We start from the raw sequence: 15,457 nt of genomic DNA, 5'->3' as shown, positions 1-15,457 counted from the left end.
CACGCCAAGTCACGTACGTGGGCCGGCCCCGTGCTCAGGGATGGTGCATGGCGCGACATGACGCGCGCCCTGACCGCCGCGCGACATGACCTGCGTCAGGCCCGCGCGACATGACGCGCGCCCTGACCACGCGACATGACCTGCGCCGGGACCGCGCGACATGACGCGCGCCCTGACCGCGCGACATGGCCTATGCCGGGCCCACGCGACATGACGCGCGCCTGACCGCGCGACATGACGTGCGCCGGGCCCGCGCGACACGACCTGCGCCATGGTCACGACGGCCGGGTGTCCGGGACGGGACGTAGGGTTGGGGCACCATGAGCACGCTGTTCGATGATCTGTTCGGCACCGACCCGACCGCCCGGACCGGCGCGAGCGCAGGCACCGGGCGGGGCTGGCAGGCGGGATCGGGCGAGGTGACTGCTGCAGGCGTGCCGACGTGGGCCGAGGCGGCGGCGCAGGGCGGCGCCGAGGGGGCTCGGCGGCCTACCGGGCAGGTCGACCCGGAGGAGCTGCTGGCGGGCCTGAACCCCCAGCAGCGCGAGGCGGTCGTCCACGAGGGCGGTCCGCTGCTCATCGTCGCCGGCGCGGGGTCGGGCAAGACCCGGGTGCTCACCCACCGGATCGCCTGGCTGCTGGCCGAGCGGGGGGTGCAGCCCGGGCAGATCCTCGCGATCACCTTCACCAACAAGGCCGCTGCCGAGATGCGCGAGCGCGTGGCGGCACTGGTCGGGGTGCGGGCCCGCGCGATGTGGGTGATGACCTTCCACTCCGCCTGCGTGCGGATCCTGCGCCGCGAGGCGACCAAGGTCGGGATGCGGTCGACGTTCTCGATCTACGACGCGGCCGACAGCCAGCGGCTGATGAGCCTGGTGGTCCGCGACCTCGGTCTCGACCCCAAGAAGTACCCACCCCGCACCCTGTCGGCACTGGTCGGCAACGCCAAGAACGAGCTGGTCGACGAGGAGACCTACGCCCACCAGGTCGCCGAGGGTGACCCCTACCACCAGGCCGTCGCCGAGGCCTACACCCGGTACCAGCGCCGGCTCCGCCAGGCCAACGCGCTCGACTTCGACGACCTGATCATGTCCACGGTGCACGTCCTGCAGGCCTTCCCCGACGTGGCCGAGCACTACCGGCGCCGGTTCCGGCACATCCTGGTCGACGAGTACCAGGACACCAACCAGGCCCAGTACCAGCTGATCCGCGAGCTCGTCGGCGCGGGCCGGCAGGCGGGCGACCACGTCCCCGCGGTCCCACCGGGCCGGCTGGCCGTCGTCGGCGACTCCGACCAGTCGATCTACGCCTTCCGGGGCGCGACGATCCGCAACATCCTGGAGTTCGAGCAGGACTATCCCGATGCCCGGACGATCCTGCTCGAGCAGAACTACCGGTCCACCAACCGCATCCTCAAGGCCGCCAACGCCATCATCGCGCACAACGAGGGGCGCCGGGCCAAGCAGCTCTGGACCGACTCGGGCGAGGGCGAGCCGATCGTCGGCTACGTCGCCGACAACGAGCACGACGAGGCGGCCTTCATCGCCAAGACGATCGACGACCTCGCCGACGAGGGGGTCCGCCCGGGCGACGTTGCGGTGTTCTACCGCACCAACGCGCAGAGTCGCGCCATCGAGGAGGTGCTGGTCCGGGTCGGGCTGCCCTACAAGGTCGTCGGCGGCACCCGGTTCTACGAGCGCAGGGAGGTCAAGGACGCCCTGGCCTACCTGCGGGTCGTGTCCAACCCGACCGACACCGTCAACCTCCGCCGCATCCTGAACACCCCCAGGCGCGGCATCGGCGACCGCGCCGAGGCCTGTGTCGCAGCCCTCGCCGAGCGCGAGCGGATCCCATTCGTCGCGGCGCTCGGTCGCGCCGGGGACGAGCCCGGCATCGCGAGCCGCTCGGTGGCCGCGATCGGGCGCTTCACCGAGCTGCTCGAGCAGCTGGGCGAGATCCACGAGCACGGCGAAGGGATCGCGGTGCTGCTGGAGGCGGTGCTCGAGCGCAGCGGCTACCTGCCCGAGCTGCGGGCCAGCCACGACCCGCAGGACGAGACTCGCGTCGAGAACCTCGCTGAGCTGGTCGCGGTCGCCCAGGAGTTCGACGACCGCAAGCAGCGGGAGCGCGAGGAGTCCGGCGGGGAGCTACCGCCCGGCCAGGAGCCGGGGGACGTCCTCCCGGGAGGCGACCTCGAGGAGTTCCTCGAGCAGGTCTCGCTCGTGGCCGACGCCGACGAGGTCCCCGACGCGCCGGCCGGTGACGCCGACGGGGCCGAGCAGGACCAGGGGGTGGTCACGCTGATGACGCTGCACACCGCCAAAGGCCTCGAGTTCCCGGTCGTGTTCCTCACCGGCCTCGAGGACGGCACCTTCCCGCACCTGCGTTCGCTCGGTGACCCGACGCAGCTCGAGGAGGAGCGGCGCCTGGCCTACGTCGGCATCACCCGGGCCCGGCGGCGGCTCTACCTCTCGCGGGCCTCGGTCCGGTCGGCGTGGGGCGCTCCGCAGTACCACCCCGCCTCCCGGTTTCTCGACGAGATCCCGGCCGAGCTGGTCGACTGGCAGCGGCTCGGCCCGTCCTTCAGCGGGGCCCGCGGCTCAGGTCAGCCCGCCGTGGCAGTCCTGGCGATGCGTCCCGGGGTCCGCAGCCCGGGCAAGCGGCCGGTCATCAGCCTGCATCCGGGCGATCGGGTCACCCACGACGCCTTCGGTCTCGGCACGGTCGTGCGCGTCGACGGAGAGGGGGACAAGGCGTTGGCGCACGTCGACTTCGGTGCCGACACGGGCACCAAGCGCCTGCTGCTGCGCTACGCCCCGTTGGAGCGCATCTGAGGCACCGCCGGACACCGCCGGTCGTGCGGGCCAGGCCCGCTCGTCCGTGCTCTGCCGTCAGAGCCGCACACCCTTCTGGCCGAGCCATGCGCGCGGTGCTACCGCGGCGCCGCCGCGCGGGTGGATCTCCAGGTGCAGGTGCGGGCCCGTCGAGTTGCCGGTGCTGCCGCTGTACGACACGACCTGGCCCGGCTTGACCTGCTCGCCGACGCTGACCAGCAGGCGGCTGTTGTGTGCGAACCACGAGACGGTGCCGTCCCAGTAGCGGATCTTGACGAAGTTGCCGTAGCCCTCGCTGGACCAGCCGGCGAAGATGACGGTGCCGGTCGATAGAGCGCGTACCGGCGTGCCGGTCGGAGCGGCCAGGTCCTGCGCGGGATGCATGCGGCCCCAGCGCCAGCCGTACCCAGAGGTGAGGGTGTAGTTCGCGATCGGCGACACCCAGCGCTGCGCCTTCTTGCGGGCCGCCTCGACAGCCTTGGCCTTCTTGGCCGCAGCAGCCTTGGCGGCGGTGGCCTTGCGGGCCTGCTCGGCGTCGGCCAGCGCCGCCGCTTCGTCGGCCTGGCTCACGACACCGGCCATTGCCATCCGTGAGGCGTCCCGCGACCCGGCCGCCGACGCCTGGCGGGCGGAGCCGGCGGCGGCCACGGCGAGGTCCCGGACGTCCGGCTCGAGGCTGCCGACGCTGTTGGACAGGTTCTGCACCGCAAGGGCATCCGCGCTCGGGCCGCTGGCCGCGGTGCCCTGCACGACGATGCCGCCGGCGACGGCCGTCGAGACCAAGGCGATGGGAACGAGGAGGCGACGTGCGCGAAGGGCCTCTGAGTGAGCCCGATGGCGACCTGCGTAACGGAACTGGGACACGGAATGGATACCCTAACTTGACCGGTGGCGACCGGTTCACTGTAACTGTAACCATTTCGTTATCGCAAAACGCGTTGCACAGGTCTACGCTCGCTCACCCACAAGATTGTGACGCACCTCGCACGAATGGGCGGACGCTGCAGCATACCCAAGTGACCCGGACGGGCGCCCCGAATGGGCAGCCCCGGTCGACTCGGCGCGTGCGTCATGGCGTGCGTGCAGTGGCCCCGTCCTCGACGCACCCCCCGGCCGTCAGCCGCGGCGCTGCTCGAGCGGGCTGACCCCCGGGGTGACAGTAGCGCCGGTGGCGTCGAGGTGGCCCAGCGTCGACGAGATGCTGTGGACCACCGACCGGGTGATCGGCAGGCTCATGTGCCCGATCCCGCGCAGCTCGACGTTGTGGACGCTGAGGTCCGGGTGGTGCAGCCCCGCGTTGCGTTGCGGCACGACGAGCTGGTCGATGTCCGACCGGTAGGCGACGAACTTGGTGCGGCACCGCGGGATCGGCGCATCGAGCTCGGCCAGCAGGGCACTGCCGGGTCGCAGCTGGCGCGTCAGCCCGTTGGTCCACCCGTAGGCCACGTAGGTGCCCTGGTGCGGGGTGCCCAGCGTGACGAGCGTGTCGACCCGCTCGTCCCCCCCGAGCCGGGTGACGTAGTAGCGGGCGATGAGCCCGCCGAGGGAGTGGGCGATCACGTGGAGCCGCTCGTAGCCGGTCTCGGCGACGAGACGTTCGACCTCCTCGCCGAGGTCTGCCGCGGCCCGGCGCACGTCGCCGGTCAGGATCGAGTAGTTGATCGTCTCGACCCGGCCGAAGCCGCGCCGGCGCAGACCCCGGCGCAGGACCGTGAAGATCGAGCGATTGTCGACCATGCCGTGCACGAGCAGGATCGGGGTCTCGGCCGCCTCGATGTTGTGGACCGCCAGGCCACGCTGGGTTGGCGACAGGTGACCGATCCGATAGCCACCGCGCTGGTCGCTGCGACGCGACCCGACGTGCCCGAGCGGCCACAGCCCGAGATGCAGCCCGATCCAGGACGCCTCGAGGGCCATGCCCGCCAAGCCGACCGGCCGGCACAGGGCTCGACCCATGGCACGGACGTCGTCGAGGAGGCCGGGGCCTCCCGACACGCTGTCACGGCCCGGCTCGGTGCGATGCGGCTCCGTCGCCGCGGGTGCTACCCCAGCCACATTCAGGAGGCTACCCCCGGGGATGCGCCCGACTGGGTCAATCCGCGCCGAGAGTTGCCGTCTCGAGACTTCTCGGGTAGTGACCGCGCACGACCGGGCGCGGTGGACCCGGTACGGGCGCCGCCCGAACCCCTTTTCGTCGAGCTCACGGGTGGGGCTACCCGGTGCGGTGGGTCTAGAGTCCGGAACGGACCCTTGTCGACTGCGCGGGCGGGCCCTCCCGGCTGGCGGTGGTCGACGCCAACCGACGACGAGGACGGATGACCCTGTGGATCTCTTCGAGTACCAAGCGCGCGACGTGTTCGAGGCGCACGGCGTCCCGGTGCTGGCCGGAGCCATTGCCACCACGCCCGAGCAGGCCCGCGCGGCCGCCGAGCGCATCGGCGCGGGCTCAGGCGGCGTGACGGTCGTCAAGGCGCAGGTCAAGACCGGTGGCCGTGGCAAGGCCGGGGGCGTCAAGGTCGCCCGGAGCCTGGACGAGGCAGCCGATGCCGCACACAGCATCCTCGGCATGGACATCAAGGGCCACACCGTCGGCACGGTCATGGTCGCCGCCGGAGCCAGGATCGCCGAGGAGTACTACTTCTCGATCCTGCTCGACCGTGCCAACCGCAGCTACCTGGCCATGTGCTCCAAGGAGGGCGGCATGGAGATCGAGCAGCTCGCGGTCGAACGTCCCGAGGCACTGGCGAAGGTCGAGGTCGACCCCAACGTCGGCATCGACGACGCCAAGGCCCGGCAGATCGTCGACGAGGCCGGCTTCGACGCGGCGACCGGTGCCGCCATCGTCCCGGTGCTGAAGTCGCTCTGGCAGGTCTACCACGACGAGGACGCGACCCTCGTGGAGGTCAACCCCCTCGTCAAGACCGAGGACGGCTCGATCATCGCCCTCGACGGCAAGGTGACCCTCGACGGCAACGCCGACTTCCGGCACCCCGAGCACGCCGACCTCGAGGACAAGGCCTCGGCCGACCCCCTCGAGGCCAAGGCGAAGGAGCTGGGCCTGAACTACGTGAAGCTCGACGGCAACGTCGGCATCATCGGCAACGGCGCCGGGCTCGTGATGAGCACCCTCGACGTGGTCGCCTACGCCGGCCAGGACCTCGGCGGCGCGGCGTCCGACGCTCCCGCCAGCCCGGCCAACTTCCTCGACATCGGCGGCGGGGCCAGCGCCGACGTCATGGCCAACGGCCTGGGCGTCATCCTCGGCGATCCCCAGGTCAAGTCGGTCTTCGTCAACGTCTTCGGTGGCATCACCGCGTGCGACCAGGTCGCGCAGGGCATCGCCGGCGCGCTCGAGTCGCTCGGCGACTCGGCGACCAAGCCGCTGGTCGTCCGACTCGACGGCAACAACGTGGCCGAGGGTCGCCGGATCCTCGCCGACCTCAACCACCCGCTGGTCACCATCGAGGAGACCATGGACGGCGCCGCCCGCAAGGCCGCCGAGCTGGCAGCCAACAACTGAAAGGGACGTCGACCCATGTCAATCTTTCTCAACAAGGACTCGAAGGTCATCGTCCAGGGCATGACCGGCTCCGAGGGGATGAAGCACACCACCCTGATGCTCGCCGCCGGCACCGACATCGTGGGCGGGGTCAACCCGAGGAAGGCCGGCCAGTCGGTCGCGTTCCCGGGGGACCGGCAGGTCACGGTGTACGGCACCGTCAAGGAGGCGATGGAGCAGACCGGCGCCAACGTGTCGGTCGTCTTCGTGCCGCCGGCGTTCACCAAGTCGGCGGTGGTCGAGGCCGTCGACGCGCAGATCCCGCTCGCTATCGTCATCACCGAGGGCGTCGCGGTCCGGGACACGGCCGAGTTCTTCACGTACGCGCAGGCGGCGGGCACCACCCGGATCATCGGCCCGAACTGCCCGGGCATCATCAGCCCCGGCCAGTCCAACGCGGGCATCATCCCGGCCACGATCGCCGGCCCGGGGCGGATCGGCCTGGTGTCGAAGTCGGGCACGTTGACCTACCAGATGATGTACGAGCTGAAGGAGATCGGGTTCTCCAGCGCCATCGGCATCGGCGGCGACCCGATCATCGGCACGACGCACATCGACTGCCTGGCCGCCTTCCAGGACGACCCCGACACCGACGCGATCGTGATGATCGGCGAGATCGGCGGCGACGCCGAGGAGCGCGCGGCCGAGTACATCAAGGCCCACGTGACCAAGCCGGTCATCGGCTACGTCGCCGGCTTCACCGCGCCCGAGGGCAAGACGATGGGGCATGCGGGCGCGATCGTGTCCGGTTCGTCGGGCACCGCGGCCGCCAAGAAGGAGGCGCTCGAGGCCGCCGGGGTCAGGGTCGGCAAGACGCCGTCTGCCGCGGCCGAGCTGATGCGCCAGGTGATGCAGGACCTGGCCGGGTAGGCCTCGGCCGCTCGCCTTGCCCACCGGTCGACGGTGACGCGTGCCGGAGCCGACGATTCCGGCGTGAGGGCCGGGGGACGGTCTTGCATCGTGCTCCCTCAACACCTGCTGCGCTCAGCGGAGCAGCGGGCCCGCTGATGCGCTCAGCGGAGCAGCGGGCCCACTGAGTCGCTACGAGGAGCAGCGGGCCCACTGAGTCGCTCAGCGGAGCAGGTACTGAGGCTGCCTCGAGCGACCTGCTCGCACCCAGCGATCTCGGGTCGGAGTCGCGGCGTGTCCGTTGGATCACCAGCGCGGCGCGTCGCGGCGGGACCTCCGGTCGGCGCGACGGCGCCCGCTCGCCCCGGCGAGGTCGGGTATGCCGCCCTCAGCCTCCCGGGCGCGACGCTGCACCCGGGGTCGACCCGGTCCTGGAGCACCTCGGCGCATCCGCCCGGCCCGGCCGGCGGCATGCCTCCGCTCGTGGCCTCGTAGTGCCGGGTCGTCACCGGCCGGGTCCGTCGGTCGCGGTGTCGTCGGCGTGGGTGCTCGCGTCGCCGGGGGAGTCCTGTGACCATGGCGGGGACCCGATCTCAGGAGTGAGTGCAACGTCCAGTTCCCCCTCGTCAGCCCTGCCCACCGCCGCCCGCGCCGGGCTCGTCACCGCGCTCGCGACGTGGGCCGTCGTCGTGCTACCGGCCCTGCTGGGCTGGGTCAGCGCCCCCGAGAGCTCGCTCGGCTGGTGGTCGGGCCTCGCCGTGGGCAGCGCGATCTGGTTCCTCGGTCACGGGCAGGCGGTCGGCGGTGCCGGCACCGCCGTGTCGATCACGCCGCTGCTGCTGTTCCTCGGCTACGTCGTCATTGCCTTGCGGGTGTCCGGACGGCTGCTGCTCGGTGTCCGGACCCGCGTGCGACGCGCCGAGTGGGATGCCGTGCTGTGGCGCAGCCTGGTGCCCGGCTACCTGCTCGGCTACCTGCTCGCGGCGGGCGTCGTCGGCGCCCTGACCCTGCTCGGCTCGGTCCGTCCCGACCCGGTGGGCGTCGTGGGGACGCTGCTCGTGCCCGCCCTGGGCCTGGCCCTGGTCCTCGTGCGCCCCGGGGCGGAGACGACCCCGGCCCTGCTGGAGCGGGGGGTCGCCGCGCTGCCCGGCTGGGCGCCGGCCGCGTGGCGCTCGGCGTGGCGCGGGGCGAAGCTGCTGATGGGAGCCGGCGGGGCCCTGGTGCTGGTCAGCCTGCTCGTGTCGCTGGGTGACGTGGTGCGCATCCAGGGGGAGTACGACGCCGGGCTGGTCGCCGACGTCGTGCTTGTCCTCGCACAGCTGGCCTTCCTCGGCAACGCCGCCACGTGGGGCCTGGCCTTCCTGGCCGGACCGGGCTTCTCCGTTGCCGCGGGTGGGCTCGTCTCGCCGGCCGGCGCCCATCCCGGACTGATGCCGCTCGTCCCGGTCCTTGGCGCGCTACCGGACGAGGCCGCGTATCCGGGCGTGGTCTGGGGGGTCCTGCTCGTTCCGGTCCTCGTCGGTGCCCTCGTCGCGCGGCATGCCGAGCGACTTCTCGAGGGAGCCGCTCGCCGGGAGCGCGCCGGTGCGGTCGGGACGGCCTGCGCGCTGGCCGTGGCCGTGGTTGCGCTGCTGACCATGCTCGCCAACGGTGCGCTGGGGCTCGAGCGCCTCAGGTGGGTCGGTGTCCCGGTCCTGCCGCTCGCCGGCTGGCTGCTCGCCGAGCTGCTCGTCGGCGCGGCGGCGTGGTTCCTCGGGGACCTCTGGCGCGAGCGGGCCGCCGCGCGGCGCTCCCGTCGGACGGGCACCACCTCGCCGTCGAAGGGACAGCGGGTCCGCGTCGACCGGTCGTGACGGCTCGCCGCTGCCGGGTGGCCGGCCCGGCTACCGGACGATGAAGCCCACGCCGAAGGGACCCTGCTGGCGGATCTGCTCACAGGCCGCCCGGGCAGTGCTGGTCTGGGCGTTCGCCAGGCACTCCTCGTACCGGCGCACCGTGGGGTAGAACACCGCCTGCACCGCCAGGCTCGCGAGCAGCAACCCGGTCAGGGCGAGCGTGATCGCCGGCCAGACCTTCTCCCGGCCGGTCCGCCCCCGCAGGAACCGGAGCAGCCGGACCGTCATCACGATCGCGACGACGAACGGCAGGGCCGCGACGAACCGCTTCGGCAGCGGTAGGTACATCGCAATGATGCCGAGCAGGACCAGCAGCGACACCGGCAGGGTGCGTCTGGCCTTCTCCCGGGCGAAGGCGATGTCTCGTGGGTCGGGGCTCACCGCCCCATGGTGGCCCATGCCGACCCGCTGGACGACAACCGGGCTACACTCTGCGCCGTGTCGCGCGATGACCGGGCCCCCGTCGACGTCGTCGTCCTCGTGTCCGGGTCCGGCACGCTGCTGCAGGCCCTGCTCGACGCGTCGCGGGAGCGCTCGTACGGCGTGCGCGTCGTGGCGGTCGGCGCCGACCGCGACGGGATCGCGGGGCTCGAGCGCGCCGAGCGGGTCGGCGTCCCGACCTTCGTGTGCCGGGTCAAGGACTACCCCAGCCGGGACGAGTGGGACCGGGCGCTGACCGAGCGCACGGCGGCATACCACCCGCGGCTCGTGGTCTCGGCCGGCTTCCTCAAGCTGGTCGGTGCCCGGTTCCTCGACCGGTTCGGCGGGCGCTACCTCAACAGCCACAACACGCTGCTGCCGGCCTTCCCCGGTATCCATGGTCCGCGGGACGCCCTCGAGTACGGCGTCAGGATCACCGGGGCCACCCTGTTCGTCGTCGACCAGGGCGTGGACACCGGAGCCGTCGTGGCCCAGTGTGCCGTCCCGGTCCACGACGACGACACGGAGGAGAGCCTGACCGAGCGGATCAAGGCCGCCGAGCGGCCGCAGCTGGTCGAGTACGTCGGCCGGATGGCGCGCGAGGGCTTCGTCGTCGACGGGCGGCGCGTCCGGCTCGGGCGACCGGCCACCGATCCCGGACAGGAGAGCCGTATGACCGCCGCAGCCCCGACCCGCCCCGAAGAGCGCCGCCCGATCCGGCGCGCGCTCGTCTCCGTCTATGACAAGACCGGGCTCGAGACCCTGGCCGCCGCCCTGCACCGGGCCGGGGTCGCGATCGTCTCGACCGGCTCGACGGCCGGGGCCATCGCGCAGGCCGGCGTGCCGGTGACCCAGGTCGAGGAGCTGACCGGGTTCCCGGAGTGTCTCGACGGGCGGGTCAAGACGCTGCATCCCAGGGTGCACGCGGGGATCCTCGCCGACTCCCGCAACCCCGACCATGTCCGGCAGCTGGCCGACCTCGGCGTCGAGCCCTTCGACCTCGTCGTGGTCAACCTCTACCCGTTCACCGAGACCGTCCTGTCGGGCGCGAGCCCGGACGACTGCATCGAGCAGGTCGACATCGGCGGCCCGACGCTGCTGCGGGCCGCAGCCAAGAACCACGCGAGCGTCGCCGTCGTGACGAGCCCGGCGGCATACGGGCAGGTCGTCAGCGCACTGGAGGCCGGCGGCTTCACGCTCCGGCAGCGCCGCCGGCTCGCCGCCGAGGCGTTCGTGCACACCGCGACGTACGACGTCCACGTCGCGTCGTGGATGGGCAGCGTGGTGTTCGACCTGAGCGACGGCGACGGGTTCCCGGCCTGGCTCGGCGCGACGTGGGACAAGGCTCACGCGCTGCGCTACGGCGAGAACCCACACCAGCGGGCAGCGTTGTACACCAACGGTTTCCAGATACGACCGGGTCTCGCCCAGGCGGAGCAGCTGCACGGCAGGGAGATGTCCTACAACAACTACCTCGACACCGACGCGGCGGTCCGGGCGGCCTACGACCACGGCGACCGGCCCACCGTCGCGGTCGTCAAGCACAACAACCCGTGCGGCATCGCGGTCGGCGCCGACATCGCCGACGCGCACCGCAAGGCACATGCCTGTGATCCCGTGTCGGCCTACGGCGGTGTCATCGCGACCAACCGCGAGGTGACCGTCGCGATGGCGCAGACCGTCAAGGGGATCTTCACCGAGGTCGTCGCGGCGCCCTCCTTCGAGCCCGGGGCCCTCGAGATCCTCACCGGCAAGAAGAACATCCGCCTGCTCGTGGTCGCCCCCCAGGCGCCGGGCGGGATCGAGACCCGCCCGGTCTCGGGCGGCCTGCTCATGCAGCAGCGCGACGCCATCGACGCCGTCGTCGACGGGCAGCGGCCCGGCGGGGACGACCCGTCGCGGTGGAGGCTCGTCTCGGGGGAGGCGGCGGACGAGGCGACGCTGCACGACCTCGAGTTCGCGTGGCGGGCGATCCGGGCCGTCAAGTCCAACGCCATCCTGCTGGCCCGGGACGGCGCGTCGGTCGGTATCGGTATGGGTCAGGTCAACCGGGTCGACTCGGCGCACCTGGCCGTCCAGCGCGCCGGGCAGGAGCGGGCCCGCGACGCGGTGGCGGCCTCCGACGCGTTCTTCCCGTTCGCCGACGGCCTGCAGGTGCTGGTCGATGCCGGCGTGCGCGCCGTGGTTGCGCCGGGTGGGTCGATCCGCGACGCGGAGGTCATCGCCGCCGCGCAGCAGGCCGGCGTGACGATGTACTTCACCGGGACGCGCCACTTCGCCCACTGACCGGGCTCGGTAGAGTCGGCGGGACCCGGGACGCGACAGGCGGGCACCGCGCGTGCCACGATCGGCCGATGAGCGAGCCCGACCTCAAGCAGGCCCTGACGACCTACCTGCAGAGCGGGCGCGACATCATGCTGTGGAAGCTGGACGGGCTGTCGGAGTATGACGCCCGCCGTCCGCTCACGCCGACCGGGACCAACCTGCTCGGCCTCGTCAAGCACCTCGCCGGCGTCGAGGCGGGCTACTTCGGGTTCGTGGTCGGCCGGCCCTTCCCCGAACCGATGTCCTGGTGGGCCGACGACGCGGAGCCGAACGCCGACATGTGGGCGACCACCGACGAGTCACGTGCCGACGTGGTCGACCTCTACCGCCGGGTGTGGGCCCACACCGACGAGAGCGTCGCGGCGCTGCCGCTCGAGCATCGGGGCGAGGTGCCGTGGTGGCCCGAGGAGCGGCGCCGGCCGACGCTGCACACCCTGCTCGTGCATGTCGTCGCCGAGACCCACCGGCACGCGGGGCACGCGGACATCGTGCGGGAGAGCATCGACGGTTCGGCCGGAGCCCGCGAGTCCGGCTCCAACCTGCCCAGTGCAGAACCCGGCTGGTGGGCGGGCTATCGGGCTCGCCTCGAGGACGTCGCCCGTCGGCTCGGTGGGCTGCCGCCGCTCGCCTAGGCTGGCCACATGGCACTGACCACGGCCGAGGCCCTCGAGTTCATCTCACACAACAGCCACGCGGTGCTGGCGACCCGGCGCCATGACGGGTCGGTGCAGATGTCACCCTTGCTCGCCGGAGTGCTCGACGGGCAGATCGTCATCTCGAGCCGCACGATGCTCGCCAAGGTCCGCAACATCCGGCGCCGACCCGACGTCTCCCTGCTCGTCATGAGCGGCCGGTTCTTCGGTCAGTGGGTGCAGGTCGACGGGACGGCAGAGGTCGTCGACCAGTCGCGGCCCGGCACCGTCGACCTGCTCGTCGAGGTCTACCGAGCCATCGCCGGGGAGCACCCCGACTGGGACGAGTACCGCGCGGCGATGGTGCAGGAGGAGCGCGTCGTCATCCGCGTCGCGCCGGTGCGGGCCAGCGGGCAGCTGTGACGGTGCCCGGGGCCGGCTGATCCGCCGACCCGGCTGGGCGGCATACCGCCGAGTCCGTATGCCGCCCAGCCCGGTTGGGTTGGGGTCGTCCGCGCGGTCGCCGGCCCGCGAGGCGCGATCTCACCGGCCGGCATCCTGCTCGTCGAGCCACGCCAGGACCGACTCGGTGTGCTCCCCGAGCAGCGGCGGAGGCAGGTGCTCGGCTCGACCACCGGCAAACGCATTGTCGTCCAAGCGGATCGGCGGACCCGGGAGCCGGATCGTCCCCAGCACAGGGTGGTCCACCTCCACCACCAGGCCCTGCGAGCGGGTCTGCTCCCACTCGTAGACCCGGTCGAGAGTGCGCAGCTCGCCGGCCGGCACGCCCAGCTCGGCCAGCCGGGCGAGCAGCTCGGTCAGCGGGTATGTGGCGAACGCCGCGTTGAGCAGTTCGATCATCTTGTCCCGGTTGGCAACTCGCTCGCGGTTGGTCGCCATGCCGGGAGCTGCCGGGTCGATGCCGAACGCGGTGGCCAACCGGACCCAGAGGCCCTCGCTGCCGCACGCGATCTGCACCCGCCCGTCCTTGCAGGCGAACAACCCGTAGGGCGCGATCGACGGGTGGTGGTTGCCCTGCGCGGTCGGCACCTCGCCGGCGACGGTGTAGCGCGTGCCCTGGAAGGCGTGCGCCCCGACGATCGCGGCGAGCAGGCTCGTGCGCACCACCCGGCCGACCCCGGTCGAGCGGCGCTCGTGCAGGGCCGCGGCGACGCCGTAGGCGCCGTACGTGCCGGCGAGCAGGTCGCCGACCGGCACGCCGACGCGCTGCGGGTCGTCCAGGCCGGAGCCGGTGAGCGACATGAGCCCGCCCTCGCCCTGGGCGATCTGGTCGTAGCCGGCCCGTCCGCCCTCGGGACCGTCGTGGCCGAAGCCGCTGATCGACAGGACCACCAGGCGCGGGTTGATCTCGTGCAGCCGCGGGACGGGGAAGCCGAGCCGGTCGAGGACGCCGGGCCGGAAGTTCTCGATGAGCACGTCGCCGTGCCGCACCAGGCGGGTCAGCGTGCCGCAGCCCTCGTCCGAGTCGAGGTCGAGGGCGATCGACTCCTTGTTGCGGTTGCAGGACAGGAAGTAGGTCGAGATCGGATCGTCCGCCGGGCCCACGAAGGGCGGCCCATAGCCGCGCGTGTCGTCACCGCGGCCCGGCGACTCGACCTTGATGACGCGGGCGCCCATGTCTCCCAGGAGCATTCCGGCGTGCGGGCCGGCCAGGGCCCGCGAGAGGTCGATGACCACGATGTCCTGCAGTGGTGCGCTCACTGCCGCTCCTTGCCACCCGGGTGCCGCTGCGGTCGAGCCTATGCGGGCAGCGGTCCCGACGCCCGGGCGTAGGGTCGGGATCGTGGGCGAGAGAGCAGTGGTCATCATCGGAGTCGGGCCCGGCGTGGGGCTGTCCGTGGCACGACGGTTCGGGGCGGAAGGGTTCCGGGTCGGGCTCGTGGCCCGCTCGCCCGAGCACCTCGAGCAGCTCGGGACGAAGTTGCAGGAGGGTGACATCAGCACGAGCTGGGCGCCGGCCGACATCGCCGACGCCGCGGCGCTCGCGGCTGCCGTGCAGCGGCTCGGTGAGCAGCACGGCCGGATCGACGTGCTGCACTACAACCCGAGCGTCTTCCGCCAGCAGGACCCGCTGCACATCGACGTCGACGAGCTGCTGGCGGACGTGCGGGTCGGGGTCGGCGGGTTGCTGACGGCGGTCCAGGCGGCCCGTCCGTTCCTGTCGGCCGGCGCGCGCGTGCTCGCGACTGGCAGCATGGCGGCCGACGAGCCGTGGAACGAGGCGTGCTCGCTGGGCGTGCAGAAGGCCGGACTGCGCAACCTGGTGCGCAGCCTCGATGCGACGTTGGCGCCGGACGGGATCCGCGCCATGTCACTGACCGTCCGCGGGACGCTCGGGGCAAGCCCGGCCCTGGCCCCGGAACGGGTCGCCGACGCCCTGTTGGCCGCCGCGATGACCTCCGATGAGCACTGGCGCGCCGAGGTCGGCTACCCCGCCTGACCTGATCGACAGACACGAGCGTCGATCGAAGGTGCGCCTGATCCGATCGATCGTGCCCGTCCGGTCCCCGGCGCGCGAAGCCGTCGCCGACACATGGTGCCCCCACTACTCACGCCGCGGTCCGGTTGTGGGTGGTGCGTCGGCTCGGCGGGCCTCCACTATTCAGCCGCGGTCCGATTGTGGGTGGTGTCTCGGCCCGGCGGGCCTCCACTATTCAGCCGCGGTCGGATTGTGTGTGGTGTCTCGGCCCGGCGGGCCCCCACTATTCAGCCGCGGTCCGATTGTGGGTGGTGCGTCAGCTCCGCAGTCACCGACCACTGGGCCGTGGTCCGAGTGTCGGTGGTCGCTGGTTGCGACGTTCCCGGTCCCCGAGTCGGCCGGGGCGCAGCGCTGACTCAGTCCGCCTCCCGGGTCACCGGCAGGTAGCCCTCGTGGGCCAGCCACTGACGGGCCCGGCCCCGCTGGGAGTCGTTCTCGACCTC

The 15,457-nt window shown here is 72.3% G+C and carries 12 protein-coding genes and 1 pseudogene; 9 read left to right on the top strand and 4 right to left on the bottom strand.

All coding sequences use genetic code 11. The features are described 5' to 3' along the window. Positions 1–320: 320 nt before the first annotated feature. The gene (gene pcrA / locus WMI84_RS11440; protein ID WP_347353228.1) at positions 321–2,834 is read left to right on the top strand and encodes a DNA helicase PcrA; all 2,514 of its coding nucleotides are present in this window, start codon (positions 321–323) and stop codon (positions 2,832–2,834) included. Between the two features lie 57 nt (positions 2,835–2,891). On the opposite strand, the gene WMI84_RS11435 is transcribed toward pcrA, so the two are convergent. Both WMI84_RS11435 and WMI84_RS11430 read right to left on the bottom strand, forming a co-directional pair. Continuing rightward, positions 2,892–3,617, bottom strand: a complete 726-nt coding sequence (locus WMI84_RS11435) for a M23 family metallopeptidase (RefSeq protein WP_347353226.1) — start codon at positions 3,615–3,617, stop codon at positions 2,892–2,894. Between the two features lie 333 nt (positions 3,618–3,950). Continuing rightward, entirely contained in the window at positions 3,951–4,790 is an 840-nt protein-coding gene (locus WMI84_RS11430; protein ID WP_347353224.1) for an alpha/beta fold hydrolase, read from the bottom strand. A gap of 367 nt (positions 4,791–5,157) precedes the next feature. Here WMI84_RS11430 and sucC point away from each other — a divergent pair, with 367 nt between their 5' ends. The 3 genes from sucC to WMI84_RS11415 all read left to right on the top strand — a co-directional run bounded on the left by sucC (position 5,158) and on the right by WMI84_RS11415 (position 9,095). Continuing rightward, positions 5,158–6,354: an ADP-forming succinate--CoA ligase subunit beta gene (gene sucC, locus WMI84_RS11425; protein WP_347353222.1), complete on the top strand. Its 1,197-nt coding sequence runs from the start codon at positions 5,158–5,160 to the stop codon at positions 6,352–6,354. 15 nt (positions 6,355–6,369) lie between these two features. After that, entirely contained in the window at positions 6,370–7,263 is an 894-nt protein-coding gene (gene sucD / locus WMI84_RS11420) for a succinate--CoA ligase subunit alpha (RefSeq protein WP_347353221.1), read from the top strand. 578 nt (positions 7,264–7,841) lie between these two features. Next, positions 7,842–9,095 (top strand): DUF6350 family protein, encoded by a 1,254-nt coding sequence (locus tag WMI84_RS11415; protein WP_347353219.1) that lies wholly within the window; start codon positions 7,842–7,844, stop codon positions 9,093–9,095. Positions 9,096–9,125: 30 nt separating this feature from the next. Here the strand turns inward: WMI84_RS11415 and WMI84_RS11410 are convergent, their stop codons facing one another. Then, complete coding sequence (locus WMI84_RS11410; protein ID WP_347353218.1) at positions 9,126–9,518, bottom strand: hypothetical protein; 393 nt, start codon at positions 9,516–9,518, stop codon at positions 9,126–9,128. A 6-nt stretch (positions 9,519–9,524) separates the two neighbouring features. On the opposite strand from WMI84_RS11410, the pseudogene purN reads away from it, so the two are divergent. From purN to WMI84_RS11390, 4 genes and pseudogenes are all read left to right on the top strand, one after another. Next, positions 9,525–10,145 (top strand): annotated as a pseudogene (gene purN / locus WMI84_RS11405) (phosphoribosylglycinamide formyltransferase); the annotation flags it as partial. Between the two features lie 84 nt (positions 10,146–10,229). After that, positions 10,230–11,843 carry a bifunctional phosphoribosylaminoimidazolecarboxamide formyltransferase/IMP cyclohydrolase gene (gene purH, locus WMI84_RS11400; RefSeq protein WP_347353230.1) on the top strand — a complete coding sequence of 538 codons (1,614 nt, stop codon included), beginning with the start codon at positions 10,230–10,232 and terminating at the stop codon, positions 11,841–11,843. 68 nt (positions 11,844–11,911) lie between these two features. Continuing rightward, complete coding sequence (locus WMI84_RS11395; protein WP_347353216.1) at positions 11,912–12,514, top strand: DinB family protein; 603 nt, start codon at positions 11,912–11,914, stop codon at positions 12,512–12,514. A gap of 9 nt (positions 12,515–12,523) precedes the next feature. After that, positions 12,524–12,937 carry a PPOX class F420-dependent oxidoreductase gene (locus WMI84_RS11390; protein WP_347353214.1) on the top strand — a complete coding sequence of 138 codons (414 nt, stop codon included), beginning with the start codon at positions 12,524–12,526 and terminating at the stop codon, positions 12,935–12,937. Positions 12,938–13,057: 120 nt separating this feature from the next. Here WMI84_RS11390 and WMI84_RS11385 read toward each other — a convergent pair whose 3' ends face one another. Next, a complete protein-coding gene (locus tag WMI84_RS11385) occupies positions 13,058–14,236 on the bottom strand; it encodes a CoA transferase (RefSeq protein WP_347353212.1) in 1,179 nt (392 codons plus the stop codon). Positions 14,237–14,318: 82 nt separating this feature from the next. Between WMI84_RS11385 and WMI84_RS11380 the strand changes: the two genes are divergently transcribed. Further along, on the top strand, positions 14,319–14,975 hold the full coding sequence (locus tag WMI84_RS11380) for an SDR family oxidoreductase (protein ID WP_347353210.1): 657 nt from the start codon (positions 14,319–14,321) through the stop codon (positions 14,973–14,975). The last annotated feature ends 482 nt before the right edge of the window (positions 14,976–15,457 follow it).

Source organism: Intrasporangium sp. (genome assembly GCF_039812505.1).
Taxonomy (GTDB): Bacteria; Actinomycetota; Actinomycetes; order Actinomycetales; family Dermatophilaceae; genus Intrasporangium_A.
Note: the sequence above shows the minus strand (reverse complement) of the source record. Positions and strands in the feature narration are given on the sequence as shown.